Raw genomic sequence first — 23,843 nt, forward strand, 5'->3', positions numbered from 1 at the left:
TCTTGAAAAGCTGTCTTTGGGAACTATTAAGTTTTTAATTGAAAAATTCCTATTATTTACAAAGGATGTCACGTCATGCGTATAGATCGTTTAACCAGTAAATTACAGCTAGCTCTTTCTGATGCCCAGTCCGTTGCACTTGGGCAAGATCATTCTTATATCGAAGCCCTTCATTTAATGATTGCCTTGTTAGATCAACAGGGCGGAAGCACTAGACCTATTTTACAGCAAGCTGGTGTTGCCGTTACTAAATTCCGTGAAAGCTTGAATGAGCTTTTGTCTCGCTTACCTAAAGTAAAAGACCATGATGGCAATATTCAAATGTCACCAGAGCTAGGTCGTCTGCTTAATTTGGCAGACAAAGAAGCTCAAAAACGTAAAGATCAATATATTTCCTCGGAATTGGTTTTGATGGCAATGTTTGATGGCAAAGATGACTTAGCTAAAGCATTGAAAGCTAGTGGTGTCACAAAGGCGGATATCGCTGTTGTGATTGATAGTGTTCGTGGTGGAGATTCTGTGAACGATCCTGATGCAGAAGAAAATCGCCAAGCTCTAGATAAATACACAGTTGATCTTACTGAAAGGGCTGCACAAGGTAAGCTTGATCCTGTTATTGGGCGAGATGACGAAATACGTCGTACGATCCAAGTATTACAGCGTCGCCGTAAAAATAATCCTGTTTTGATTGGTGAGCCTGGTGTAGGTAAGACGGCCATTGTTGAAGGTTTAGCTCAACGTATTATCAATGGAGAAGTGCCTGAAGGTTTAAAAAACAAACGTGTTTTATCTCTCGATATGGGGGCATTAATTGCTGGGGCAAAATATCGTGGTGAATTTGAAGAGCGTTTAAAGGCTTTATTAAATGAGCTTTCTAAACAAGAAGGCCAAATTATCTTATTTATTGATGAGATTCACACTATGGTCGGGGCAGGTAAATCAGAAGGCTCTATGGATGCTGGAAACATGCTTAAGCCTGCATTAGCGCGTGGAGAGTTGCATTGTGTTGGTGCCACCACATTAGATGAATACCGCCAATATATTGAAAAAGACGCCGCTTTAGAAAGGCGTTTCCAGAAAGTGCTTGTTGAGGAGCCAACCGTATTAGACTCAATTGCTATTTTGCGAGGTTTGAAGGAGCGCTATGAGGTGCATCATGGTGTTGATATTACTGATTCAGCCATCATTGCCGCAGCAAAACTATCTCAACGATATATTACCGATCGTCAGCTTCCGGACAAAGCAATTGATTTGATTGACGAGGCGGCAAGTCGTATTAGGATGGAGATGGACTCTAAACCAGAAGATATGGATCGTTTAGAGCGTCGTTTAATTCAGTTAAAAATTGAAAAAGAAGCCCTTAAAAAAGAAAAAGATAAAGCGTCCAAGATGCGTTTAGTTGAGCTTGATGATGAAATCGAGCTTTTACAAAAGCAATTTTCAGATTTAGAAGAAATTTGGAATGCTGAAAAAGCGGCGGTTCATGGTGCACAGAAACTGAAAGAAGAATTAGAGTCGGTGCGTCACGAAATGGAAGAAGCGCGTCGTAACGGTAATCTCGCGAAGATGTCTGAGTTTCAGTATGGTGTCATCCCTATGCTTGAAGCGGAAATAGAAAAGGCCAGTCAAGAAGAAGAAAACACTGAAACTCGTTTATTGAAGCGTAGGGTAACAGAAGAAGAAATTGCGACTGTAGTGTCACGATGGACAGGGATTCCAGTAGATAAAATGCTGGAAGGGGAGCGAGATAAATTATTACGTATGGAAGATGCTCTGCACGAATCTGTTATGGGGCAGAATGAGGCAGTTTCAGCTGTTTCTAATGCTGTTCGACGTTCACGATCAGGGCTTGCAGATCCTAATCGCCCTAATGGTTCTTTTCTCTTTTTAGGGCCGACAGGTGTTGGTAAAACCGAACTTTGCAAATCGTTGGCTAAGTTTTTATTTGATACAGAACAAGCCATGGTGCGAGTGGATATGTCCGAGTTCATGGAAAAACACTCTGTTGCTCGCTTGATTGGTGCACCTCCAGGTTATGTGGGTTATGAAGAGGGTGGTTATTTGACGGAAGCAGTAAGGCGTCGACCATATTCCGTGCTATTGCTTGATGAAGTAGAGAAGGCGCATCCGGACGTATTTAATATTCTATTGCAGGTATTGGATGACGGCCGCTTAACGGATGGGCAAGGGCGTACTGTTGATTTTAGAAATACTGTTATTGTGATGACGTCTAATTTAGGATCTGACCTAATTCAAGAGTATAAGTCAGAAGATCAGTATGAAGAAATTAAATCGAAAGTGATGGAGGTAGTTGGTACTCATTTCCGGCCAGAGTTTATTAATCGAATTGATGAAACTGTTGTCTTTCACCCGTTGATGCGCTCACAGATTAAAGGTATCGCAACGGTTCAGCTTTCGCATTTGAATGAAAGGTTGAGTGAGATGGGAATGTCCCTTGTGTTAACTGATGAGGCGTCTGATCAATTAGTTGAGGTGGGATATGATCCTATTTATGGTGCTAGACCTTTAAAACGGGCGATTCAAAAATGGATAGAAAATCCATTAGCTAATGAATTACTTGCTGGGAAATTTGTCACTGGGGATCGAATTGTAGCGGATGTTTCTGATGGCGAAATTTCTTTCTTAAAGGCAAATTAGATAAAAACCTAAGAAGTATTAAATCTATTTGAATGTAAAAAAACTCTAGCTCTTTTAAAGGGCTAGAGTTTTTTTGTGAAGAGTTTTTTCAGGTGATTAAATGTCGATTGTTACACCAATGAAATAGCCATCGTAATCTGCATCAAGGAAGTTGGTTTCTTGATCAATTGAACGGTAACCGACTTCTAAACCAAGAATGGGTATTGGCTGGTACTGTATTTTGAATGACTGGTCAGAGATAGTAACGCTATCAAATGAAGATATGCTTTTAGACTCTGCGGCCAATGTGATGCCTGTGCCTGGAATGCCAAGTGAAGCTGCTAAGTAAAGCATTGGTACGGATTCGCTATCGGTGGACCCTGATTGTGTCATGTCTAGGTTACGGAAAGTTAAGCCGCCTTCTAGGCCAAGCCATAATAAGCCAACACCATAATAGCCAGTGAAGTCTAAGTGACTAATTTCTGTACCAGAAGGATCTGATTCAAGGTCCCACACATCCATGCGAAGATTTGGGATTAAAGGGATCGGGTGTTGTATATCCAGGCTTGCATAGGTTGCAGATCCATCATCAGTATCAAAAATACCAGCCTCAGCATTAGCGCCGAGAAAGTCGGCATGAGCGGCACTTGCTAACAACACAGTAGATAGGGCAAAAGCAGATTTTACTAATTTCATAATGAATGATCCATATATCAAGTGAGATAGGTTTTTCTCATTATAGGTCGTAGAAAAACAAAATCCAATGAATTAAGGATATAGAAAGAAATATTGTATGGGTTTCTTTAAGAATGGCTGGGGTAGCTGGATTCGAACCAACGCATGACAGGATCAAAACCTGTTGCCTTACCGCTTGGCTATACCCCAATACATTGTGGTGGCTATGACTAGATTCGAACTAGTGACCCCATCATTATGAGTGATGTGCTCTAACCAACTGAGCTACATAGCCTAAACTGTATATTAACTAGTCATAAAAACTATCGATGGCTGGGGTAGAAGGATTCGAACCTACGCATGACAGGATCAAAACCTGTTGCCTTACCGCTTGGCTATACCCCAAGATATCGAATTGTGGTGGCTATGACTAGATTCGAACTAGTGACCCCATCATTATGAGTGATGTGCTCTAACCAACTGAGCTACATAGCCGTGCGTCTGTGGCTGGGGTAGAAGGATTCGAACCTACGCATGACAGGATCAAAACCTGTTGCCTTACCGCTTGGCTATACCCCAACAGACTCACAGAAAAAACAGTTTACATGAAATGATCTACTGCCTCTGTGGCGCGATATTATTCATATAACCTGTTAATGGGTCAAGTGTTTTTCTGAAAATCTTACTTTTAACTAAACATTAAAGCGGAAATGCATCACATCGCCGTCTTTAACTATGTATTCTTTACCTTCTAAACGCCATTTCCCCGCTTCTTTTGCACCACTTTCACCCTTATATTGGATGAAATCATCATAGCTAACGACTTCAGCGCGAATGAAACCTTTTTCGAAATCCGTATGAATAACGCCGGCTGCTTGTGGGGCTGTTGCTCCTTGCTTTACGGTCCAGGCGCGAACTTCTTTTACACCTGCAGTGAAATAGGTCTGAAGGCCCAGTAGTTCGTAACCAGCGCGTATTACACGATCAAGTCCAGGTTCCTCCATTCCCATTTCGTCGAGGAACTCTTGCATTTCTTCTGTATCTAATTCGGAAATTTCAGCCTCGAGTTGGTTGCATATAGGCACAATGACAGCGCCTTCAGCAGCTGCTATTTCTCGCACCTGCTCAAGGTATGGATTGTTTTCAAAACCATCCTCAGCGACGTTAGCAATGTACATGGTCGGTTTTGTCGTTAGAAGGTGAAGTAATCGAACTTCTTTTCTTTGGTCGTCAGACATTTCCATAGACCGTACTGGTAAGCCGTTTTCCAAATGTTCTTTAATACTTTCTAAAAAAGCTTTGTGAGCAATGGCTTCTTTGTTGCCGCTTTTGGCATTTTTAGAGGTGCGAAAAATTTGCTTATCTATGGACTCTATATCAGCAAAAATAAGCTCAAGATTGATGACTTCAATATCTGCTTTTGGGTTTACATGGTTTGAGACGTGAATAACATTTTCATCTTCGAAGCAGCGTACGACGTGAGCAATTGCATCGGTTTCACGGATGTTGGCAAGGAATTTGTTTCCAAGGCCTTCTCCCTTTGATGCGCCTTCGACAAGGCCTGCAATATCAACAAACTCCATTGTGGTGGCAAGAACACGCTCAGGTTTTACAATTTCAGAAAGCGCGTCTAAGCGAGGGTCTGGCATTGGCACAACGCCTGCATTTGGCTCAATTGTACAGAATGGGAAGTTTTCTGCTCCAATGCCTGCTTTGGTGAGAGCGTTAAATAGAGTTGATTTACCGACGTTAGGTAGTCCAACGATGCCGCAATTAAAACCCATAGTGAAATTCCTAAATATATAATTAAGTGATTATGCTTTGAAGCTGTGTAGTTGGTTCATAACCGCATTTAAATTGCCGCTTACGATGTCTTCTACATAGCGCAATGATTCGTTGATTGCTTGTTCTGTTTTGGCATAGTCGTCAGGTGCCGCTTTTTTAAGAACATAATTGGCGACTTGGCTTGCGTGCCCAGGGTGTCCGATGCCTATTCGAAGGCGGCCGAATTCTCTATTGTTGGCAAGCTTCGAGATAATGTCTTTTAATCCGTTATGACCGCCATGACCACCGCCTTTTTTTAATTTGGCTGTGCCTGGTGGGATGTCCAGTTCATCATGGATGACAAGAATTTCTTCGGGAGGGATTTTATAAAACTGACAAGCCGCTTGTACGGCTTTACCGCTTAAATTCATATAGGTCGTGGGAATGAGTAAGTAACATTCTTCACCAGCTATAGAAACTTTACCAAATTGGCCAAAAAACTTCTTTTCAGTACGAAGAGAGCACTGGCTCTGATGAGCCAATGCTTCAATCCATTGAGCGCCTGCATTGTGACGAGTGTTCTCGTATTCGTTGCCTGGATTACCCAAACCGACTAATAATCTGAAACCTGCCACAATACTGCCTTCAATGATCTTAACGTTTTGATTTACCGATACGGCCGATTGGCTGGTTGTGATCTTCGCCTTTCAACAAAGAAATCAACTCAACACCTTCAGGAAGAGTAACATCAGACAAGTGGAAGATTTGGTCAAGTTGACCATCAATCACGTCGATGATTAATGCTTCTGGTAGGTTTGCTGGTAGGCAACGAACTTCAGCCAATTTAGATTCGATAGTCAAACGACCACCTTGCTTGCTAACACCTTCACTTTGAGCTGCATTGATGAAGCTTAAAGGAACACGAGTTGTGATCATTTTGTCTTCTTGAACACGCTGAAGGTCCATGTGCATTACTGCACCTGTTGCTGGGTGACGTTGTAGAGCTTTAACAAGAACTTTTTCTGCTTTACCGTCTACAGATACTTCAACTAAACCAGTTAAAAAACCTGGAGTACCTACAGCTTTAAGTAACTCGTTGTCTTTAAAAGCGATAGATTGTGGAGCAGTTTCGCCGCCATAAATGACAGCTGGTACTAAGCGTTCGTTACGAAGGCGGCGGCTCGCACCTTTACCTTCTTGAGTACGTGCTACGGCATTAATAGATAATGACATGGTATTTTCCTAATAATAATAGAGTTTGTGCCCAGAACTGCGACCCGTTCCGAGCGTTAATATTTGGCTTAGGCCCCAAACATGGCACTGATAGACTCTTCATTGCATACGCGACGAACAGCCTCCGCCATAATGTCAGACATCGACAATTGGCGTATCTGAGGGCAATTAAGCGCCTCTTGTGTCAATGGGATGGTATCAGTCACGACCAACTCATCAAGCACGGAATTTTTAATATTTTCAATGGCTTTGCCTGACAGTACTGGGTGAGTACAGTAAGCAAGTACTTTTGCTGCGCCATGTTCTTTTAGCGCTTTAGCTGCAGCGCATAATGTGCCACCTGTATCACACATGTCATCTACTAGAACACAGGTTTTACCTTCAACATCACCAATCAAATGCATGATTTGCGCTTCGTTAGCACGAGGACGACGTTTGTCTATAATTGCCAAGTCTGCATCGTCTAGCAGTTTTGCAAATGCACGAGCGCGAACAACACCGCCAACATCAGGGGAAACGACCGTAATGTTTTCATAACCTTGGCGTTGCAAATCATCAAGTAGTAATGGTGTTGCATAAACGTTATCAACAGGGATATCGAAGAACCCCTGAATTTGGTCTGCATGAAGGTCAACCGTTAGAACGCGATTGATACCGACAGCAGATATCATATCTGCAACTACTTTTGCTGTAATAGGTACACGGGCTGAACGTACACGACGATCTTGTCGAGCATAGCCAAAATATGGAATTACTGCAGTGACGCGTGAGGCTGATGCTCGGCGTAATGCATCAGCCATTACAATCAGTTCCATTAAATTGTCATTGCTAGGTGCACAGGTAGATTGGATGATGAAGACGTCTTTACCACGTACATTTTCATTGATCTCAACCGCAATCTCACCGTCGCTAAATTTATCTACAGTTGCGTTCCCGATTGGTAGGCCTAATCGGCGTACCACTCTGCGAGCGAGTTCAGGGTTTGCATTACCGGTAAAAACCATCAACTTGGACACTGTATATACCTTTTGTATTTTATAGCAATGAAAATAGACTGATCTGGGAAAGTGGAATGTTTGTCACACTAAACCCTATTTTGCTCAATCCACTGGTTTAGTGCATCATGAGTTGGAGAAGTATTACAGCCACGACAAACCCAAGTTTGCCATTTTTGTGGAGTAACGGACCTTACTCGTTCAGCGTCGCGTAAATTATCAAATGCTAAGAACAAGCAAGCACCCGTCCCTGTTAATTTGGCATCTCCATGATTTTTGAGCCATAAATAGGCCTCATTTACCTCTGGATAATGCTTTATAACTACGTCTAAACAATCATTATGCCCGTCCAGCTTCAAGGCGTGCGGTATTTTGATGGGAGGGGTGTCTCTTGTCAAATATTTATCGGTAAATATTTGACCAGTTGCGACATGGCAATTGGGCTTTAGAAGTAAAAAATAGGGCGTATCTGGCTCAACTCTTTGAAGCTTCTCTCCAACTCCTTCTGCGAAAGCGGAAAAACCCATTATAAAAACGGGAATATCTGCACCTAATGTTAGTCCTAATTTAGCCAGTTTCTCTAAAGGTAAATGGCATTCCCAAAGGATGTTTAGAGCCAGTAAAGTGGTTGCTGCATTGGAACTTCCTCCTCCTATTCCACCACCCATAGGTAGTTGTTTTTTTAGAAGAATATCAACGCCAAATGCAGGATTACTTTTGAATGGAATAAGGAGCTTGGCCGCTTTATAGACAAGGTTGTCTCTGGCTGGCAAATGTTTGATTTCTGGCGAAATAGTAATGCAATTGTTTTTTGTTAGTGAAAAGTCGAGTGTGTCGCATAGATCGATAAATTGGAAGAGTGTTTGTAGTTCATGATAACCATCTTCACGTTGACCAATGATGTGTAAAAATAAATTTAGTTTTGCAGGAGAAGGTAATCGCATTGTGGTTATTGAATTGCCCATTCGTTAATAATCAAATTTACCCTAAATGGCGGGTTGGAGACTTGCATTTTTTGAGGCAAAGACAGTCCATCTATTTTCGTGAAATTATTATAGGTAACAACCCATCCATCTTGCTCTATTTTACTGATAGTTTCAGAATCTATTTCTTTAGTAATTTGAGCTGGTGAATTTGGGGACGCTAAGCCTCGAATCCAATAAGTAACCTGTTGAACAGGAAACGCCCAACCTAATTCATCTTGTAAAAGCGTTGCAGGGTCATCGCCAGTAACGATTTTGTCTTCATAAGCTAAGGTAACTAATCCACTTTCTTTTTTGTTGAGTTTGGTGGCGCCTTGTCCAAAAGGACCAACAATAGAAAGGTCAAAGGTCTTAGAGTCTTTCTGCCAATTAAAGTTGCCTGAGACTGCGTCATCAGGTGTGCGAATACCAACTCTACCGGATGTTTCCCATTTTGATATGGCATCCACACTTGACGGTGGTGGTATGATTGGTCCTGTTGGTTTCGTGCTACATGCGCTTAGAAGTAAAGTAAATGTAATGATCGAAAATGCGCGATAATTCATGGAGTCATGTCCTGTTATTGTGCTTCAAGCAAAGAAGGTGAAAGCCGTTTTATTGTATCAAGTAAAAGTGGTGTGTTGGGTGATGTCGTTAAAGCTGTTTTCCAAATCTCGATTGCTTCAACATAATGACGTTGTTTCCAAAGAGACTCTCCATAATGGGCTGCGATTTCAGCATCAGGTAGAATAGACCATGCTTTTTTTAAGAAATAAGTGGCTTGCTCTAGCTCTCCTTTCATAAAGTGCCCCCAACCTAAACTGTCAATAATGGCTGGGTCGTCCTCTGTTCTTTCATACGCGGATTCGATGTATCCCATTGCTTCGTCGATGCGTTTAGTACGAGTCAAAAGCGTGTAACCTAGAGCATTCAGATATTGAGGGTTCTCTGGGTCTTTTTGTAATAGTTTTTTTAATTCTATTTCTGTTGTTTTCCAATTTCCTAATGTTTCAGCAAGCAATGCTTTTCTGTAGCGTAATACATCCGATTCAGGGAGTGCTTTACATGCACGAGATACAAGATCGTAGGACAAGTTAAGGTTGCCTTTTTCTTCGTGCAAAAGGCTGATAAAGTTTACTTGTTCTGGCATATCTTCTCTGAGAGTTCGATTTAACACTATCCCATTGATGTTATTTTCTTTGTTCTCATCATAGAGCCAAACCACTATTTTATGAGTCGCGTTATTACGTAAAGCGCCTTCAACTTGATTCATCATATTGATGGCTTCAGGCTTTTTGTCTAATTGAGCAAGAGCAATGGCGGTTAAGTATTGAATTTGATCAAGTAAGCCAAGCTTTTCCTCAGGTAAGGTGTTAACCACTTCTAATGTTTGCTGTGGGTGTTTGTATTCTAACAAAACACGCATAAAGTTGATGCCTACTTGTAAGTGGTCAGTAGTGTCTAAGCTTGCCTTTTTGTAAGCGGCTTTAGCTTGTGTAATTTGTTTGTTCTCTACGAAGAAGTTGATAAGAGGAGTCAATATTCTGGTGTTGTCAGGGAACGCTTCTGATGCGACCAACAACGTGTCTATGGCATTTTCTATTGATTCTAGTTTTTTCTGACTCAAAGCCAGAATGATATATAAAGCTTCACTTTTTTCTGTATTGTCTTTAGCTAGAAGCTGTTTAGATGTGTTGATAGCAGCTTGATATTGGCCCGATAAAAATAAAAGGTGTGCGTTACTAAGTTGCACGTATTGGTCGTTTTTTGTTTCTGGAGGTAACTTAGAAATTGCGTTAGCTATCGTTTCAAGATGTTCATTATTCTGCAGATTGTTTTCAAGGTACGTTGGCAGGAAGCGTAAAGGTACATTGTGTCGGTCTGCATTTGTTAATAACGTCGCAGTTTCCTCTGGCCGTTGAGTCTTAATTAAAACCTGAAACTTTAATGAATAAGCTGATTCTGATGCAGGTTCAATAGCGAGCCATAAATTGGTACTTCTTTCTACGTAGGTATCATTTTGAGTCGCAATGGCGATATGAACCATTCTTTCTATAAGGTCTGTATTTTTCGATTTACTAGCCAGTTCATAAAAAGGCTCAAATGCTTCATTTGGGCCCTTTCTTTGTAAGACAAATTCTGCGTTTAGTAATTCTTCCACATAACTGTGTGAGCTTATTTTAGTTGAGTTTGTATTTGCACTTGAATAAGAAGGGGCTGATTGAATGGTATTCTGACTACACGCGGTTAAAAAAGGTAAGCTGACAATGGCAAAAAACGCTAAAATGCCTTTATTGTATAATTGTGGTGTGAGCATTTTTTGTACTCGACTCAAATGACGAGGCATGTGCTTTCTCTGTACGAAATTCATAATAGCCTTATGGTAACGTGGGCTGCTCTTGATGTCAGTCTTAACTATAAACTAATCCTATTACATTTATTGGTAAGATGGGGTGCGAAAAAAAGCGAATTTCTCGTATAATGTGTCCTCTTTATGTAAAGACGTTATGTTGAAACCTTGTTTCTTCCTGCCGTTGTCTTAAAATCTCGATTCTTGAGAAGAGCCCTGAATGCCACTAATTACTGTAGGTGTAAATCATAAAACCGCGCCAGTTTCGATACGTGAGCGTGTGGCTTTTGCCCCTGAGAAGATGATAGACGCCTTGTCATCTCTAATCTCTGCACAAAAAGCCAATGAAGCGGTGATTGTATCTACTTGCAATCGCACTGAGCTTTATTGTTCTGTAGAAGATTTTAGTAAGGCGGATGGTATTATTGAATGGCTTGGTCAATACCATGGAATTGATCAACTAGACCTTCAACAATATTGTTATACACACTGTGATGATGACAGTGTTCGTCATGTGATGAGAGTGGCTTCTGGTTTAGATTCTTTGATTTTAGGCGAACCTCAAATTTTAGGGCAAGTAAAATCGGCTTATGCAGTTTCTCAAGAAGGTTCATGCCTAGGTCCTGAATTAGAGTCTTTATTTCAGCGTGCCTTTTCTGTTGCCAAACGTGTACGAACGGATACGGCAATTGGTGAAAATCCGGTTTCCATTGCTTTTGCTGCTGTTAGTTTAGCGCAACGTATTTTTGCCGATATTAAAAACAGCACCGCTTTGTTGATTGGTGCAGGACAAACCATTGAACTGGTAGCGAGACACCTTAAGGAAAATGGTGTTAAGCGTATTATTGTGGCCAACAGAACACTAACAAGGGCTGAAGCTTTAGCGAATGAGTTAAATGCTGAAGCGATTATGCTGGGCGAAATCGGAGACTATTTACCGCAAGCCGACATTGTTATTTCTTCAACGGCTAGCCAGCTACCTATTATTGGAAAAGGCATGGTGGAGCGAGCGACGTCTCAGCGTCGTCATTCACCCATGTTACTTATTGATATTGCAGTACCTCGTGATATTGAACCTGAAGTAGAAGATGTTAAAGATGCTTATCTTTATACTGTTGATGATCTGCATTCAGTTATTGAAGAAAATGTAAGAGCAAGGCAAGATGCTGCGAAAGCGGCAGAGCAAATGATAGAGGAAGGGGTCGACTCCTATCGTCGAGCGATTGAATCGAGAAAAGTATCTGACCTTATTATCACCTTTAGACAATCTGCTGAAGCTGTTAAGAATACTGAATTAGAAAAAGCACTCAAAGGTCTTGAAATGGGACAATCGCCAGAGCAAGTTGTTAATAAATTAGCTCACGGCTTAATGAATAAACTTATTCATTCTCCAACTCGCTATTTACGTGATGCGGGCGCGGATGCAGATCAAGATGCACTCACTATTGCCTCTAACGTATTGGGCATTTACGAAGAAAAAGATAATTAAAAAATGAAAAAATCCATTAAGTTAAAATTAGAAAGCTTATCTGATCGTTATGATGAATTGGCCGCTCTATTAGGTGTAGCGGAAGTCATCATGGATCAAGACTTATTTCGTTCTTATTCAAAAGAGTACGCTGAACTTGAGCCAGTAGTTAAATGTTTTAATGAGTTTCAGCAAATCGATGAAAACATCGCTGAAGCTGAGCTGATGATGACAGATTCAGATCCAGACATAAAAGAAATGGGTGTTGAAGAATATAAAGCAGGTCAAGCCCAAAAAGAAGAGCTTCAGTTAGTTCTTCAGAAGCTGCTTTTACCGAAAGATCCTAACGACTCTAAAAACGTCTTTTTAGAGGTGCGTGCAGGTACCGGCGGCGACGAAGCCTCAATTTTTTCTGGTGATTTATTCCGAATGTATTCTCGCTATGCCGAGGCTCAGCGTTGGAAAGTTGAAATCGTAAGTGCGAACGAAGGTGAGCACGGTGGTTACAAAGAAGTGATCGCTCGAATTGTTGGTGATGGTGCTTATTCAAAACTAAAATTTGAATCAGGGGCTCATCGGGTTCAACGCGTGCCCGCTACAGAGTCTCAAGGACGTATCCATACATCAGCTTGTACTGTTGCGGTTATGCCTGAAATGGATGAAGTCGATGACATCATCATTAATAAAGGTGATTTGCGTGTCGATACTTTTCGAGCCTCTGGTGCCGGTGGTCAGCACGTAAATAAAACAGACTCTGCGATTCGTCTTACGCACATCCCAACAGGGGTTGTTGTTGAATGCCAGGAAGAGCGATCACAGCATAAGAACCGTGCAAAAGCGATGTCTTTATTGGCGTCTCGCCTATTGGCGGCTGAACAAGAAAAAGCGGCTAGTGAGCAGTCTGAAGCGCGCAAATCTTTGGTGGGAAGTGGAGATCGATCAGAACGAATTCGAACTTATAATTACCCTCAAGGGCGTGTAACAGATCATCGTATCAATTTGACCTTGTATAAATTGGATGAGATTGTTACTGGTGATTTAGATGTCTTGATTAATCCATTAGTTAACGAGTTTCAAGCTGAGCAGCTTGCAGCACTTAGTGGTGATAATTAACTATTAATGGACTCTTCTTCAAATAAGGCAATTATCTCGTATGCAAATTGATGAGTTATTAAAAGGCGCTATAAAGCGCCTTACTTTTGTTTCAGATACTGCACAGCTTGATGCTCAACTTTTACTTGCCCATGTATTGTTGGTTTCCACATCTTATTTTTATACTTGGCCGGAAAAATACGTCGATGCAGAGCATATTGATATGTTCAATGCGCTATTGAAGCGCCGAGAGCAGGGCGAACCTGTTGCTTATTTGATAGGATATCAAGCGTTTTGGACTTTGGATTTGGAGGTGGCGCCTTGTACTTTAATTCCTCGTGCTGATACAGAGAGGCTGGTGGAGGTTGTCTTGTCTCTTGTTGATGAGAATCAAAAGGTAAATCATATTCTGGATCTTGGTACAGGAACTGGCGCGATTGCTTTGGCTCTAGCATCAGAACTCCCTGAATCAAGCGTTGTTGGCATAGATCTAATTGATGGGGCTGTTTTACTTGCTCAAAGAAACGCTAAAAAAAGTCAACTTAACAATGTGGTGTTTAAACAGAGTAGTTGGTTTGATGCATTAGAAGGTACTGAATTATTTGATTTTATTGTTTCTAATCCACCTTATATTGACCCTGATGACGAACATCTGTCTCGAGGCGATGTGCGATTCGAACCAAAAAGTGCTTTGGTTGCAGGGAATCATGGTTTAGCGGATATAGAGCACATCATCAAGACGGCCCCTCGTTTTATGAAAAAAAATGCTTATTTGGTATTTGAACATGGTTACGATCAAGCAGAGGCAGTTAGAGATCGTTTAAATTGCGTCGGTTTTGACCAGATTGAGAGCTTTCAGGACTTGGGAAATAATGACCGAGTTACAGTTGGTCGTTGGTGTCAGTAGCATGACCTGATGACAGTTTGGGGGATTCAGGAATATAAAAGTATTAATTCTTTTAATTATATTCCTGAATTTATTCCAATGGATTTTCTAAATATTGTTATTTCTTCGGTTGCGCATGCTCTGGACGAATAAATACCGGAGCGGTTTCTGTTGATTGTTGAGGGTCGTAACGATATCCGGCCAAGTTGAATGATTTCACCTCTTCCAATGTTTGGCATCGGTTTTCAATCAAATATCGAGCCATTAAGCCACGTGCTTTCTTTGCATAAAAGCTAATTACTTTGAACTGACCGTTTTTCTCATCAAGAAAGTTGGGTGTGATCAATGTTGATTTAAGCTTTTTCTTATTAACTGCTTTAAAATATTCATTAGACGCTAGATTAATGAGTAACTCATCTTTCCGTAATGAGTCATTAATTTTGTCGACAATAATGTCTCCCCAAAACTGATATAAGTTACTGCCTCGCTTATTATTCAGTCTAGTGCCCATTTCCAAGCGATAGGCTTGCATTAAATCTAAGGGTTTTAGAAGACCGTATAGCCCACTAAGAATTCGAAGCGAATCTTGTGCATAATTTATATCGTCACCACTTAGTGAATAGGCGTCTAAGCCAGTGTAAACATCGCCCATAAAAGTATAAATAGCAGGGCGGCTATTTGATGACGTGTGCTCTTTTTGCCATTCCTGATAGCGTGACACATTTAACGTTGCTAGTTTGTCACTGAGTTTCATTAATGTAGCAATGTCAGCTGGCGTGTAAGGTTTAATTGTATCAATGAGTTCTTGGGAGTCATTAAGCATTTCAGGTAGACTGAAATTGCTGTTGTTTGGTTTGGATGTTAAATCCAGTGTTTTTGCTGGAGAGATTAAAAATTTCATAAGTATTCCATTTGCATGATTATGGCTTTGTTAAAGATTATCCATAGAGTGCCGATAGATATCCAGACAATGCTTTAATAGAGATAATTTATGAAGAATAATCTGATACCATTCCCTAAGTCTCGTCAGCGTAATGAACCTAGATCTGAAATGCTTGAACCGAGTGATGAATTAAAGGCGCTTCGTAAGGCATTTGATCGAGCCCGTATCGGTTGGCCGCTTGAAATGGCTGAATTACCTGAAAATAATAAAATGTATTGCAGCTCAAAAAAGTAATTAGATAAGTATTTTTTTTACTTTGGGCTGCCTCTTTAAGGTGTTAGCCCTATGTTGTTTTTTGTGCGTCACTCTCTTCTGTTTATGTTTCTTTTTGCCATATTAGGTTTTTTACTTCCTACATTATCCCTGGCTCTGTTTCCTTTCTTATCCATTGTGCTTTTTAGTTTGATGACATTGACCTTATTGGGTATGAAGCAAAATGAACTCATTAAACGCTTAAGCAGTCGAGCGATTTGGGGTTATACCTTTTTCCATTCGATTGTTTTTATGGGGATAGTCAGCCTTCTTGGGAGATGGTTGTCATTTAATGATGATCTTTTGTTGGCCGTTGTGGCCGTTGCTGGAACTGGATCTTTATTTGCAACCCCAGCCATAGTTCGAGCATTAGGGTTTGATAGTGTACAAGCCATGGCAATGACGATTTCAACAACCTTATGTTTGCCTGTTGCGATTTGTATTGCATTGGTGTTTTATCAAACTGAACAGGTAGATTTAGATTGGGTAAGTTATTTGCTTCGTCTAGTAATTTTTATCTTTGGTCCTATGTTGTTTTCCTTTTTAGTACATTACTTCTTACCTGAAGAGTCATTAAATCGATTTTTAGTGAAAATTGCTCCTTATACGATTTTGTTGGTTTTTGCTTTTCCTTTTGGGCTAGTAGGAAGTTTCAGAGTTCTTTTTGATCAAGACCCTATGGTGGCTTTGAATTATTTTTTAGTTGCTACCGGATTGTGTTCATTATTTTTTGCTTTGTCTTTTCTTGTGTATAGAAAAAAAGGGAAAGCCATCGCATTAACCGCTGCTATTACTTCTGGTAATAGGAATGTCTTATTAACCTATAGTATAGCGGGTGCGCTATTGGGACCGGCTTTTTTACCTTTAGCTGGTGCTTTGCAAATTCCAACCTATTTGCTGCCAGTGTTGACTCGGTTTCTTAATAAAATCCTAAAAAAATAATATTAAAAGATATTATTAAGTTATAGTTTATAAAATCCTAAAAAAATAATATTAAAAGATATTATTAAGTTATAGTTTATAAAATTTTCTTATTTATTATAAATTCATATCTTCGCTAAATTGCCTAGGGATAGTATTTCATGCGAAAAAATACACCTGTTACAGATCAAGAAAAAACGTTTGAACAAGATGTTAAGCTAGTTTCAACAACAGATTTAGATGGAAATATAGTTCATTGTAATGATGCTTTTATTGAGATTAGTGGCTATCGGAAAAATGAGTTAATTGGTAGTCCTCATAATATTGTTCGTCATCCAGATATGCCTCAAGAAGCTTTTCAAGTTATGTGGGAAACTTTAAAGCAAGGTAAAGCTTGGATGGGGTTAGTGAAAAATCGTTGTAAAAATGGCGATTATTATTGGGTTGACGCTTATGTAACACCAGTGATGGAAGCAGGGAAGGTGATAGGTTATGAATCGGTTAGAACCCTTCCTAATAGAGCTGATGTTGCGAGAGCTGAAAAGGTATATCAAAAAATTACTGAAGGTAAACGTGTTTTCCCTGTTGCCTTTATGTCATGGAAGGTAGTGTTACCGTTATTTGGTTTGATATTAAGCGCTGTGGCCGGAAGTATTGATTTACTTTACGGTGTCGGTATTTTAATGGCTGCTAGCTTGTTAATGAATGTTTTTTTCTGGATGAATCATAATAGTTTACAAGCTGTATTAAGAAAGCGGCTTTCAACATCATTCTTGCACCCTCTAGCAGGAATTAGTTATTCAGATAAGGCTTTGAGTACGGCCACGTTAGATGTTGGCATCAAGAGTTTACTGTCTAGGATTGATGCGATATTGACTCGGTTTGAAGGTGAGTCTTTAAAAGTCTCCGCACAATCTAAGGTTGGCTTAGAGCTGACGCTTGAAATGATGACAGCAATGTCCAGCCAGCAGAATGAAACTCAAGACGTTGCTGCTGCTATGCAAGAAATGACAACAACCATCAATGATGTTGCGCAACAAGTTCAAATGACTGCGGACAGTGCTAAAACATCTTTAGAGTCTGCAGAGTCTGGTCAAAAAACGGTTCAAGAAACACGTAAGTCTATTCATCAATTAAGTGAAACTGTGAACGATATTAGTAATACGGTTCAAGATCTTGCGAATCATTCTGAAGAAATTGCTCAAGTTGCACAGATGATTGATCAAATTGCTGAGCAAACTAATCTATTGGCATTGAATGCCGCGATTGAAGCTGCTCGGGCAGGAGAGTATGGACGAGGCTTTGCAGTTGTTGCAGATGAGGTTCGCCAACTTGCTCAAAGAACGCAAGGGTCAACCCAAGATATTCATAAAATCATAGGTACTTTACGTGCTGGTGCGCAAAGTTCTGTGACGATCGCACAGCAAGGTAAAGATGATGCCATGGAAGGCTTAGATAAGATTGTCGAAATGGAAAGTGCGTTTGTTAATATCGTTGATGCTGTTTCGAACATAACGGATATGGCGATGCAAATGTCGACCGCGGTAGAGGAACAGGCCCATGTATCAGAAGACATTAATCGACAGGTTGTGCGCATCTCTGATTTGTCGATAGAAAGTGCAGAAAAGTCTAATCTATCGAGTGAGAGCATTAAGTCGTTGCAGAATGTTGCAGAAGATATGCATGAGTTAATTGTTCGATTTAAGTAAAGTAGTTTGAAAAGAGAGAATAAGAAAACGCCGTTATTTATAACGGCATTTTTTTCTAACTAAAATATTAAGAGAATGTACTGATTAGGGTAATGGAAGGCTTTTTAATCGACTGCTGGCTTGATTGAGGCTAATCATCATTAACTCTTGGCTTGCCTTAGTATCACCCATAGCTTTTAGTAAGCGACTAAGTTCCGCAAGTGCTTCACTTTGAGGATCTAAAGTGAGGGCTTGTTCGTAGTAGTCTTTTGCTTTGCCCCATAACATCATTAATTGACTTAAACGACCACAAGTTAAATACAAGTTAGCACTTGCAGGTTCTTTCTTTAGCCAATTTTCACAATTGGCTAATAGTTTCTTAGGGTTTTCTTGATGAATATTTCCGTATTCACTTATAAGTTCGTCGGACCATTTGTGATTTAAACTATGTCGAATGAAACTTTCCGCTTTATGGTCGTCGCCGAAATTAATAAGGGTCTGGGCATACAACAAACACATTCTATTGTCTTGAGATAGGGTGTCGAGTTTGTTCCATAAACTTTCGACTTCACTTACTAACTCCTTTTTGTTTTGTCCCAATTTATTACGGAATTTAATTTTATCCAATAAAGCTAAAAATGCATTGCGCTCTAGTTCCAGCATGTTGTTAACATCAAATATGCCATCTTTTTTAAGTATTGGCGTTAGCGTTAGAAGAGCATCCCAATCCTTTAGGTTTGTATAAACAGTGACGAGCATCTTTAAGACTTGTTTGTGCTTAGGTTTTAGCTTTTGTAAGCGTAGTAATGAGGCGAGAGCGCTTTCATAATGACCTTGTTTCATTTGAATTTGGCTTTGGGCGAAACCGATTGCAAATTCTGCTTCTGGTGTGGATTTGTGAGCTGATCGTAATAAAGCTTTGGAGCGTTCCTGTTCGTCTTGCTCACTTGCCGCATACGCGGCACTTATATAGTTGATGAGTGGATAAGGGACTTTCTCAGCACTGTTTGTTAGTAGTTTTTCTGCTTTATTCCAATTGCCTCCAACTAACTCCAGCATACCGCGGATGGTGTTTCGAGATGCTCTTTTTTGAGCTAAGTTACCAGTTACTTTTGCTAGTGAATTGCTTGGCCTTAACGCAATAAATAAAATACGCTTTACCCAGCTCATTATGAATAGCGCGACAACCATACCGGCGAGTAGAACCCATAAACTGGTTTCAATGGTGACACCATTATATGCGACCAAAACGTAACCACTATCTTGTCGCATGAGTAGCCCTAAAACACCACCAACTGCCATCATGATAACAAGTAAGAAAAGGAGCTTTCTCATGTGTTATCTCCTGTATTTGTTTTAGACGTATCATTTTCTTCTGGTGCGTTAGTATTTTCAGTGTCTATGGATAAAGATTCCTCTGACGTATTTAGTCCGCGGCTATTCCAATCTTTCATTAGCGACTTCATGGCTATCAATGAGTCTCTTGGTAGGGGGAAATCAGGAGAAGGATTGAGTTGCTGCATTGTTGTGAGGTTTGCTAGAAATGAAACAACCTCATTTGCTTGAGTATCAAAATTCTCAGTAATGGCATTGCCTACTCTAGACAAGGCTTGTTGATAGATCATGGGTTCACCTTTTATAAGTGCAACCTGAGCTATGTCTAATTGAAGATGTAAACCTGTAATGAGTTCTTGGTAATCTGCTGGTGGAAGTAAGGCTTTAATCGGTTTGTGATCATAGTTAATGACGACAAGAGAGCGAATCGATTGCCAAAAACTTTTAAAGGTAGATTCAATCTTACCTGTTGTTGAGTCATCTACGGGTGTTGTGGGAGTTGTGTTTGCTTGCCACTCTTTTGATGGCTCTCTTTGTGGAAGGCTTGGTACACTTTCATATAAAGCATTTAATTTTAAATAAGCACCTTCTAGATCAAATGAACGAATAGAGCCTAATGCTTGGATGTCTTTGGCTAAAGCTTTACGTGTTGCAAAAACGATAGGGTCCTGTAATTCATTTAGAATATCGTCTGCATTGTTTAATAATGTTACAGCGCCATTGCTATCGGACTCAAGTAATAGGCGCTGGTTTGCTAAACGAATGAGATATTCGGCTTCTGCTAACTTCCAATCTTCTTTCGTGGTGTTATCAAGTCGATTGAGTTTCGCTTCCAGAGAAAGTAACTTTTTATCTTGGCGGTTTTGTTGAGTCGTGATCTGCTGTTTCTGCTCTTCTTGGGTGGTTTTATCTGCGTTTTTTATTTCCTCAACCATAGTTTTCAGCTGGGCTTGATTAAGTGTGTTCGCACTTATCTTTCTATCCAGATTACTCTGTTGATTTTCTATTTTAGCAATATCTTGGGCAGAAGAGTTTTGCATGCTTTGATAATATAGCCATCCGCTTGTTGCAAGAGCAATAACGGATAAACCGAATGAAGCGGAAATAAATAATTTTGTTTGTGTCTGTGATTTTTTTGACACATTTTCTTTTTGCGACGGTGATTGTTTAGATTGATCAGATTGATTATCAGACGTATTTGTCACTTGCGTAGTTTTATTGTCGACAACGTCTGAAGTTTCTTGCTTGTTATTCTCTGTCATTCTATTTTCCTGTGTGAAATTCCGTCGCTTTGATCAAGCTGTTATCGTCGGCGCCATTTGCGCATGAGGCATTTACCCAACCCATTTCTTTTGCTTGCTGATTCACTCTGAGACTTGGAGTTAGTATCGGAAGTGTTTTCCATTCAGGCTTATACTGAGAAACGTATTCTGAAAGATTACTCAAATTTTCGCCACTAGTTACCCATATTAAATTGACATCGGGCAACATGAAAAAAGTTTGAGCGTGATATTTTGGTTTTTTTCTTTCATAAAGAGAAAGATAGCTGATTTTTGCACCTTTCTCCTTAAGTTTATCTCCTAGTTCGGTTCGCCCGCCTAACCCGCGAACAATCAGTACTTTTTGACCTGTCATTTTTACCGGCTTAAGCCAATTTAGTAAGGCTTCTGTTGTATTGCCTGGATTTGATAAGGCAGGAACCCCTTCATCCAATAAAGTTTGTGTTGTTCCTTGCCCTATGCCTATCCAATTAATACCAACCGGTAGCATGGGCCAGCAAGCATCCAACCAATCGCAAGCAAGCCTCGCGGCATTTTTACTAACAAAAATCACATAATTAAATTCGTCGATATTAAATATTTGTGAACGAATTACTGCCTTCTCTTCAACGCCATTTATGGCTTTGATTTTTAACATAGGTAATGCAATAGGGTGAGCGCCCAAGGATTTAAGGCGTTCACAACTGATTGTATTTTCTGGCTCTGGCCTAGTTATAAGAATATGACAATTTTGCACTGTTTTTTCTCAGCTGTTTATAGCTTAAGTTATTGATAGATTGCTTCTAAAATTGTGTTAGCACCACGCGCGATTAAATCGTCTGCTAGCTGTACACCAAGCGATTTAGCGTCATCTTTGTGACCATAGATTTCGCTTTGGATCATGGTTTTTCCGTCAGGGCTACCGACTAAACCTCTTAACCAAACAGTTTCGTCTTCCAGTATTGCAAAACAAGCGATAGGCGCTTGGCAACCGCCGTTCAGGCGCTCGTTAACGGCGCGCTCGGCAGTTACTCTAATGGCTGTCTCTTCATGTTGTAGAGGGATTAGCATTTCAATTGTCTGCATATCATCAGAACGACATTCAATGCCCATGGCACCTTGACCACCTGCGGGTAAGCTCTCTTCAGCTGAAATTCTTTGACGGATTCTGTCTTGCATTTCAAGGCGTATCAACCCTGCTGTTGCAAGAATAATGGCATCGTATTCACCGTCATCCAATTTACGCAAGCGAGTATTTACATTACCTCTAAGATCTTTAATTACTAGATCCGGACGGTTCATACGAAGCTGACAAGAACGGCGTAAACTGGATGTGCCTACAATGCTGCCAGCAGGTAGGTCATCGACGGAGTTGAAATCGTTTGATACAAAAGCGTCGGTTGGATCTTCTCGTTCACAAATAACAGCAAGGCCTAAACCTTCTGGAAACGCCATGGGGACATCTTTCATTGAATGTACGGCGATATCAGCTCGACCATCCATGAGCGCGGTTTCAAGTTCTTTGACAAACAGGCCTTTACCGCCAATTTTTGATAATGGCGAATCTAGAATTTGATCGCCTTTAGTTGTCATTCCAAGTAATTCAACATTAAGGTTTGGGTATAGGGATTCTAATTGGGCTTTCACGTTATTGGCTTGCCAAAGGGCTAATTGGCTTTCACGGGTGGCAATCACAATTTTGTTTTTCACATTATCTCCCAAGAATAAAGTTGTTAGAAGAATGTATAGAATTCTTCATTGTTATTAATCATCCATGATACTCGTTACAAGTAGAAGCGTCATCCTTCTGAGCTTTATAAGTAAAGGCGCTTAAGGTACTCTTGGCACCTGATTGAACTTTGTGTAGGAACCAATTGAATGACTGATACTAATAAAACCACTAACCAGCAATGGGGTGGCCGCTTTTCTGAACCTGTTGACGCTTTTGTTGCACGCTTTACTGCTTCCGTTGAGTTTGATCAACGTATGGCAAAACAAGACATTCAAGGCTCTATTGCCCATGGGAAAATGCTAGCCAGTGTGGGTGTTTTGACAGAAGAGGAACGAGATCAGATTATTCAGGGATTAAATGAAATCGAAGAAGAAATCGTCCGTGGCGAGTTTGAATGGTCGATTGAACTTGAAGATGTGCACATGAATATTGAAGCCCGTCTTACACAAAAAATTGGTATCACAGGTAAAAAGCTTCATACCGGTCGTTCTCGTAATGATCAAGTGGCGACAGACATTCGTTTATATATGCGCGATGAAGTGGATTTTCTTCTTGAAGAAGTGACCCGCCTTCAACAAGGTATTTTGAGTTTGGCTGAAAAAGAAGCCAATACCATTATGCCAGGTTTTACGCATTTGCAAACGGCACAGCCTGTGACCTTTGGTCATCATCTGATGGCTTGGTATGAAATGATGCAGCGGGATTATGAACGTTTGGTCGATTGCCGTAAGCGTATTAATATTTTACCTCTTGGTGCCGCTGCGCTTGCCGGAACCACTTACCCAATCGATCGTAATATGACGGCGGAATTGCTTGGTTTTGAACGTCCAACTTATAACTCTTTAGATTCCGTAAGCGATCGTGATTTTGCCATTGAATTCACTTCAGCAGCGTCGATCATCATGATGCACATGTCTCGTTGGGCAGAAGAAATGGTGATGTGGGCATCGGCTCAATTTAATTTCATCTATTTGCCTGATCGCTTCTGTACAGGCTCTTCCATTATGCCGCAGAAGAAAAATCCTGATGTACCTGAATTAGTGCGTGGTAAGACAGGTCGAGTTTATGGGCATTTGATGGGCTTATTAACATTGATGAAATCTCAGTGCTTGGCTTACAACAAGGACAACCAAGAAGATAAAGAGCCTTTGTTTGACACGGTTGATACCTTAAAAGGGTCATTGCGTGCTTTTGCCGATATAATTCCTGCTATCGAATCTCGCAAAGAACATATGTATGAAGCGGCTCGTCGCGGTTTTTCTACAGCAACGGATTTGGCAGATTACTTGGTTCGTCAAGGTGTTGCATTCCGTGACGCCCATGAAGTGGTTGGTAAAGCGGTCGGTTATGGCGTGAAAGAGGGCAAGGATTTGTCTGAAATGACGCTAGAAGAATTGCAGTCATTTGGCTCTATGATTCAAGGTGATGTCTTTGATGTGCTGACACTAGAAGGGTCTGTTGCTGCTCGTAATCATATCGGTGGTACAGCTCCTGCTCAGGTTCTAAAAGCGGTAGAGCGAGCAAAAGCTGAGTTGCGTGATCGTTTAGCTTAATATGTAGTTATGTTCCTCTAAGAAAAACGGCGACTTGTTCGTCGTTTTTCTTAGAGCTATTGGTCTGTCGAAAATGGTGAGCCTTCACCTAAGAACAG

The 23,843-nt window shown here is 40.5% G+C and carries 21 protein-coding genes and 5 tRNA genes; 8 read left to right on the forward strand and 18 right to left on the reverse strand.

Annotated elements, in window-relative coordinates; translation table 11 throughout:
* Nucleotides 1-75 precede the first annotated feature (75 nt).
* Nucleotides 76-2,658 carry an ATP-dependent chaperone ClpB gene (gene clpB / locus AC0L3Y_RS07555; protein ID WP_473470237.1) on the forward strand — a complete coding sequence of 861 codons (2,583 nt, stop codon included), beginning with the start codon at nt 76-78 and terminating at the stop codon, nt 2,656-2,658.
* Nucleotides 2,659-2,754: 96 nt separating this feature from the next.
* On the opposite strand, the gene AC0L3Y_RS07560 is transcribed toward clpB, so the two are convergent.
* From AC0L3Y_RS07560 to AC0L3Y_RS07620, 13 genes are all read right to left on the reverse strand, one after another.
* Nucleotides 2,755-3,333 carry a porin family protein gene (locus AC0L3Y_RS07560; RefSeq protein ID WP_473470239.1) on the reverse strand — a complete coding sequence of 193 codons (579 nt, stop codon included), beginning with the start codon at nt 3,331-3,333 and terminating at the stop codon, nt 2,755-2,757.
* A 114-nt stretch (nt 3,334-3,447) separates the two neighbouring features.
* Nucleotides 3,448-3,522, reverse strand: a tRNA-Gln gene (locus AC0L3Y_RS07565).
* 8 nt (nt 3,523-3,530) lie between these two features.
* Nucleotides 3,531-3,607: transfer RNA gene (locus AC0L3Y_RS07570), tRNA-Met, on the reverse strand.
* A gap of 35 nt (nt 3,608-3,642) precedes the next feature.
* Nucleotides 3,643-3,717 (reverse strand) — tRNA-Gln (locus tag AC0L3Y_RS07575).
* Between the two features lie 13 nt (nt 3,718-3,730).
* Nucleotides 3,731-3,807: transfer RNA gene (locus AC0L3Y_RS07580), tRNA-Met, on the reverse strand.
* A gap of 9 nt (nt 3,808-3,816) precedes the next feature.
* Nucleotides 3,817-3,891 (reverse strand) — tRNA-Gln (locus AC0L3Y_RS07585).
* 113 nt (nt 3,892-4,004) lie between these two features.
* Complete coding sequence (gene ychF, locus AC0L3Y_RS07590) at nt 4,005-5,096, reverse strand: redox-regulated ATPase YchF (RefSeq protein ID WP_473470241.1); 1,092 nt, start codon at nt 5,094-5,096, stop codon at nt 4,005-4,007.
* 30 nt (nt 5,097-5,126) lie between these two features.
* Nucleotides 5,127-5,711, reverse strand: coding sequence for an aminoacyl-tRNA hydrolase (pth, locus tag AC0L3Y_RS07595; RefSeq protein ID WP_473470243.1), 585 nt, complete (start codon nt 5,709-5,711; stop codon nt 5,127-5,129).
* A 19-nt stretch (nt 5,712-5,730) separates the two neighbouring features.
* Nucleotides 5,731-6,309, reverse strand: a complete 579-nt coding sequence (locus tag AC0L3Y_RS07600) for a 50S ribosomal protein L25/general stress protein Ctc (RefSeq protein ID WP_473470244.1) — start codon at nt 6,307-6,309, stop codon at nt 5,731-5,733.
* A gap of 68 nt (nt 6,310-6,377) precedes the next feature.
* A complete protein-coding gene (locus AC0L3Y_RS07605) occupies nt 6,378-7,325 on the reverse strand; it encodes a ribose-phosphate diphosphokinase (RefSeq protein WP_473470245.1) in 948 nt (315 codons plus the stop codon).
* A gap of 68 nt (nt 7,326-7,393) precedes the next feature.
* A complete protein-coding gene (ispE, locus tag AC0L3Y_RS07610) occupies nt 7,394-8,269 on the reverse strand; it encodes a 4-(cytidine 5'-diphospho)-2-C-methyl-D-erythritol kinase (RefSeq protein WP_473470246.1) in 876 nt (291 codons plus the stop codon).
* Complete coding sequence (gene lolB, locus AC0L3Y_RS07615; protein ID WP_473470247.1) at nt 8,254-8,832, reverse strand: lipoprotein insertase outer membrane protein LolB; 579 nt, start codon at nt 8,830-8,832, stop codon at nt 8,254-8,256. Before lolB ends, ispE begins: the two co-directional genes overlap by 16 nt.
* Nucleotides 8,833-8,846: 14 nt before the next feature.
* A complete protein-coding gene (locus AC0L3Y_RS07620) occupies nt 8,847-10,613 on the reverse strand; it encodes a tetratricopeptide repeat protein (protein WP_473470248.1) in 1,767 nt (588 codons plus the stop codon).
* Nucleotides 10,614-10,836: 223 nt separating this feature from the next.
* On the opposite strand from AC0L3Y_RS07620, the gene hemA reads away from it, so the two are divergent.
* Genes hemA through prmC form a run of 3 tightly spaced genes read left to right on the forward strand, consistent with a single transcriptional unit; the run spans nt 10,837 to nt 14,083 of the window.
* Nucleotides 10,837-12,105, forward strand: coding sequence for a glutamyl-tRNA reductase (gene hemA / locus AC0L3Y_RS07625; RefSeq protein WP_473470249.1), 1,269 nt, complete (start codon nt 10,837-10,839; stop codon nt 12,103-12,105).
* Between the two features lie 3 nt (nt 12,106-12,108).
* Nucleotides 12,109-13,197, forward strand: coding sequence for a peptide chain release factor 1 (gene prfA / locus AC0L3Y_RS07630; RefSeq protein WP_473470250.1), 1,089 nt, complete (start codon nt 12,109-12,111; stop codon nt 13,195-13,197).
* A 40-nt stretch (nt 13,198-13,237) separates the two neighbouring features.
* Complete coding sequence (gene prmC, locus AC0L3Y_RS07635) at nt 13,238-14,083, forward strand: peptide chain release factor N(5)-glutamine methyltransferase (protein ID WP_473470251.1); 846 nt, start codon at nt 13,238-13,240, stop codon at nt 14,081-14,083.
* Nucleotides 14,084-14,180: 97 nt separating this feature from the next.
* Here the strand turns inward: prmC and yaaA are convergent, their stop codons facing one another.
* Complete coding sequence (yaaA, locus tag AC0L3Y_RS07640) at nt 14,181-14,963, reverse strand: peroxide stress protein YaaA (RefSeq protein WP_473470252.1); 783 nt, start codon at nt 14,961-14,963, stop codon at nt 14,181-14,183.
* Nucleotides 14,964-15,053: 90 nt separating this feature from the next.
* Here yaaA and AC0L3Y_RS07645 point away from each other — a divergent pair, with 90 nt between their 5' ends.
* From AC0L3Y_RS07645 to AC0L3Y_RS07655, 3 genes are all read left to right on the forward strand, one after another.
* A complete protein-coding gene (locus AC0L3Y_RS07645; RefSeq protein ID WP_473470254.1) occupies nt 15,054-15,239 on the forward strand; it encodes a hypothetical protein in 186 nt (61 codons plus the stop codon).
* Nucleotides 15,240-15,290: 51 nt separating this feature from the next.
* On the forward strand, nt 15,291-16,199 hold the full coding sequence (locus tag AC0L3Y_RS07650) for a hypothetical protein (protein WP_473470255.1): 909 nt from the start codon (nt 15,291-15,293) through the stop codon (nt 16,197-16,199).
* A gap of 140 nt (nt 16,200-16,339) precedes the next feature.
* Nucleotides 16,340-17,887, forward strand: coding sequence for a methyl-accepting chemotaxis protein (locus AC0L3Y_RS07655; RefSeq protein WP_473470256.1), 1,548 nt, complete (start codon nt 16,340-16,342; stop codon nt 17,885-17,887).
* An 84-nt stretch (nt 17,888-17,971) separates the two neighbouring features.
* Here AC0L3Y_RS07655 and AC0L3Y_RS07660 read toward each other — a convergent pair whose 3' ends face one another.
* The 4 genes from AC0L3Y_RS07660 to hemC are packed head-to-tail and all read right to left on the reverse strand — an operon-like array spanning nt 17,972 to nt 22,170.
* On the reverse strand, nt 17,972-19,201 hold the full coding sequence (locus AC0L3Y_RS07660) for a heme biosynthesis HemY N-terminal domain-containing protein (protein ID WP_473470257.1): 1,230 nt from the start codon (nt 19,199-19,201) through the stop codon (nt 17,972-17,974).
* Nucleotides 19,198-20,463 carry a uroporphyrinogen-III C-methyltransferase gene (locus AC0L3Y_RS07665; RefSeq protein ID WP_473470258.1) on the reverse strand — a complete coding sequence of 422 codons (1,266 nt, stop codon included), beginning with the start codon at nt 20,461-20,463 and terminating at the stop codon, nt 19,198-19,200. The genes AC0L3Y_RS07660 and AC0L3Y_RS07665 overlap by 4 nt, the downstream gene beginning before the upstream one ends.
* Before the next feature lies 1 nt (nt 20,464).
* Nucleotides 20,465-21,217: a uroporphyrinogen-III synthase gene (locus tag AC0L3Y_RS07670; protein WP_473470259.1), complete on the reverse strand. Its 753-nt coding sequence runs from the start codon at nt 21,215-21,217 to the stop codon at nt 20,465-20,467.
* 29 nt (nt 21,218-21,246) lie between these two features.
* Nucleotides 21,247-22,170 (reverse strand): hydroxymethylbilane synthase, encoded by a 924-nt coding sequence (gene hemC / locus AC0L3Y_RS07675; protein ID WP_473470260.1) that lies wholly within the window; start codon nt 22,168-22,170, stop codon nt 21,247-21,249.
* Nucleotides 22,171-22,338: 168 nt separating this feature from the next.
* Between hemC and argH the strand changes: the two genes are divergently transcribed.
* Nucleotides 22,339-23,745 carry an argininosuccinate lyase gene (gene argH / locus AC0L3Y_RS07680; RefSeq protein WP_473470261.1) on the forward strand — a complete coding sequence of 469 codons (1,407 nt, stop codon included), beginning with the start codon at nt 22,339-22,341 and terminating at the stop codon, nt 23,743-23,745.
* The last annotated feature ends 98 nt before the right edge of the window (nt 23,746-23,843 follow it).

The sequence above is a fragment of the Marinomonas sp. GJ51-14 genome, assembly GCF_055808695.1.

What these genes read in the sequence shown, in the direction of transcription:
- clpB (WP_473470237.1), top strand. Translation starts at nt 76, where the DNA reads ATGCGTATAGATCGTTTAACCAGTAAATTACAGCTAGCTCTTTCTGAT.
- AC0L3Y_RS07560 (WP_473470239.1), bottom strand. Translation starts at nt 3,333, where the DNA reads ATGAAATTAGTAAAATCTGCTTTTGCCCTATCTACTGTGTTGTTAGCA.
- ychF (WP_473470241.1), bottom strand. Translation starts at nt 5,096, where the DNA reads ATGGGTTTTAATTGCGGCATCGTTGGACTACCTAACGTCGGTAAATCA.
- AC0L3Y_RS07600 (WP_473470244.1), bottom strand. Translation starts at nt 6,309, where the DNA reads ATGTCATTATCTATTAATGCCGTAGCACGTACTCAAGAAGGTAAAGGT.
- ispE (WP_473470246.1), bottom strand. Translation starts at nt 8,269, where the DNA reads ATGGGCAATTCAATAACCACAATGCGATTACCTTCTCCTGCAAAACTA.
- lolB (WP_473470247.1), bottom strand. Translation starts at nt 8,832, where the DNA reads ATGAATTATCGCGCATTTTCGATCATTACATTTACTTTACTTCTAAGC.
- AC0L3Y_RS07620 (WP_473470248.1), bottom strand. Translation starts at nt 10,613, where the DNA reads ATGCCTCGTCATTTGAGTCGAGTACAAAAAATGCTCACACCACAATTA.
- hemA (WP_473470249.1), top strand. Translation starts at nt 10,837, where the DNA reads ATGCCACTAATTACTGTAGGTGTAAATCATAAAACCGCGCCAGTTTCG.
- prfA (WP_473470250.1), top strand. Translation starts at nt 12,109, where the DNA reads ATGAAAAAATCCATTAAGTTAAAATTAGAAAGCTTATCTGATCGTTAT.
- prmC (WP_473470251.1), top strand. Translation starts at nt 13,238, where the DNA reads ATGCAAATTGATGAGTTATTAAAAGGCGCTATAAAGCGCCTTACTTTT.
- yaaA (WP_473470252.1), bottom strand. Translation starts at nt 14,963, where the DNA reads ATGAAATTTTTAATCTCTCCAGCAAAAACACTGGATTTAACATCCAAA.
- AC0L3Y_RS07645 (WP_473470254.1), top strand. Translation starts at nt 15,054, where the DNA reads ATGAAGAATAATCTGATACCATTCCCTAAGTCTCGTCAGCGTAATGAA.
- AC0L3Y_RS07650 (WP_473470255.1), top strand. Translation starts at nt 15,291, where the DNA reads ATGTTGTTTTTTGTGCGTCACTCTCTTCTGTTTATGTTTCTTTTTGCC.
- AC0L3Y_RS07655 (WP_473470256.1), top strand. Translation starts at nt 16,340, where the DNA reads ATGCGAAAAAATACACCTGTTACAGATCAAGAAAAAACGTTTGAACAA.
- AC0L3Y_RS07660 (WP_473470257.1), bottom strand. Translation starts at nt 19,201, where the DNA reads ATGAGAAAGCTCCTTTTCTTACTTGTTATCATGATGGCAGTTGGTGGT.
- AC0L3Y_RS07665 (WP_473470258.1), bottom strand. Translation starts at nt 20,463, where the DNA reads ATGACAGAGAATAACAAGCAAGAAACTTCAGACGTTGTCGACAATAAA.
- argH (WP_473470261.1), top strand. Translation starts at nt 22,339, where the DNA reads ATGACTGATACTAATAAAACCACTAACCAGCAATGGGGTGGCCGCTTT.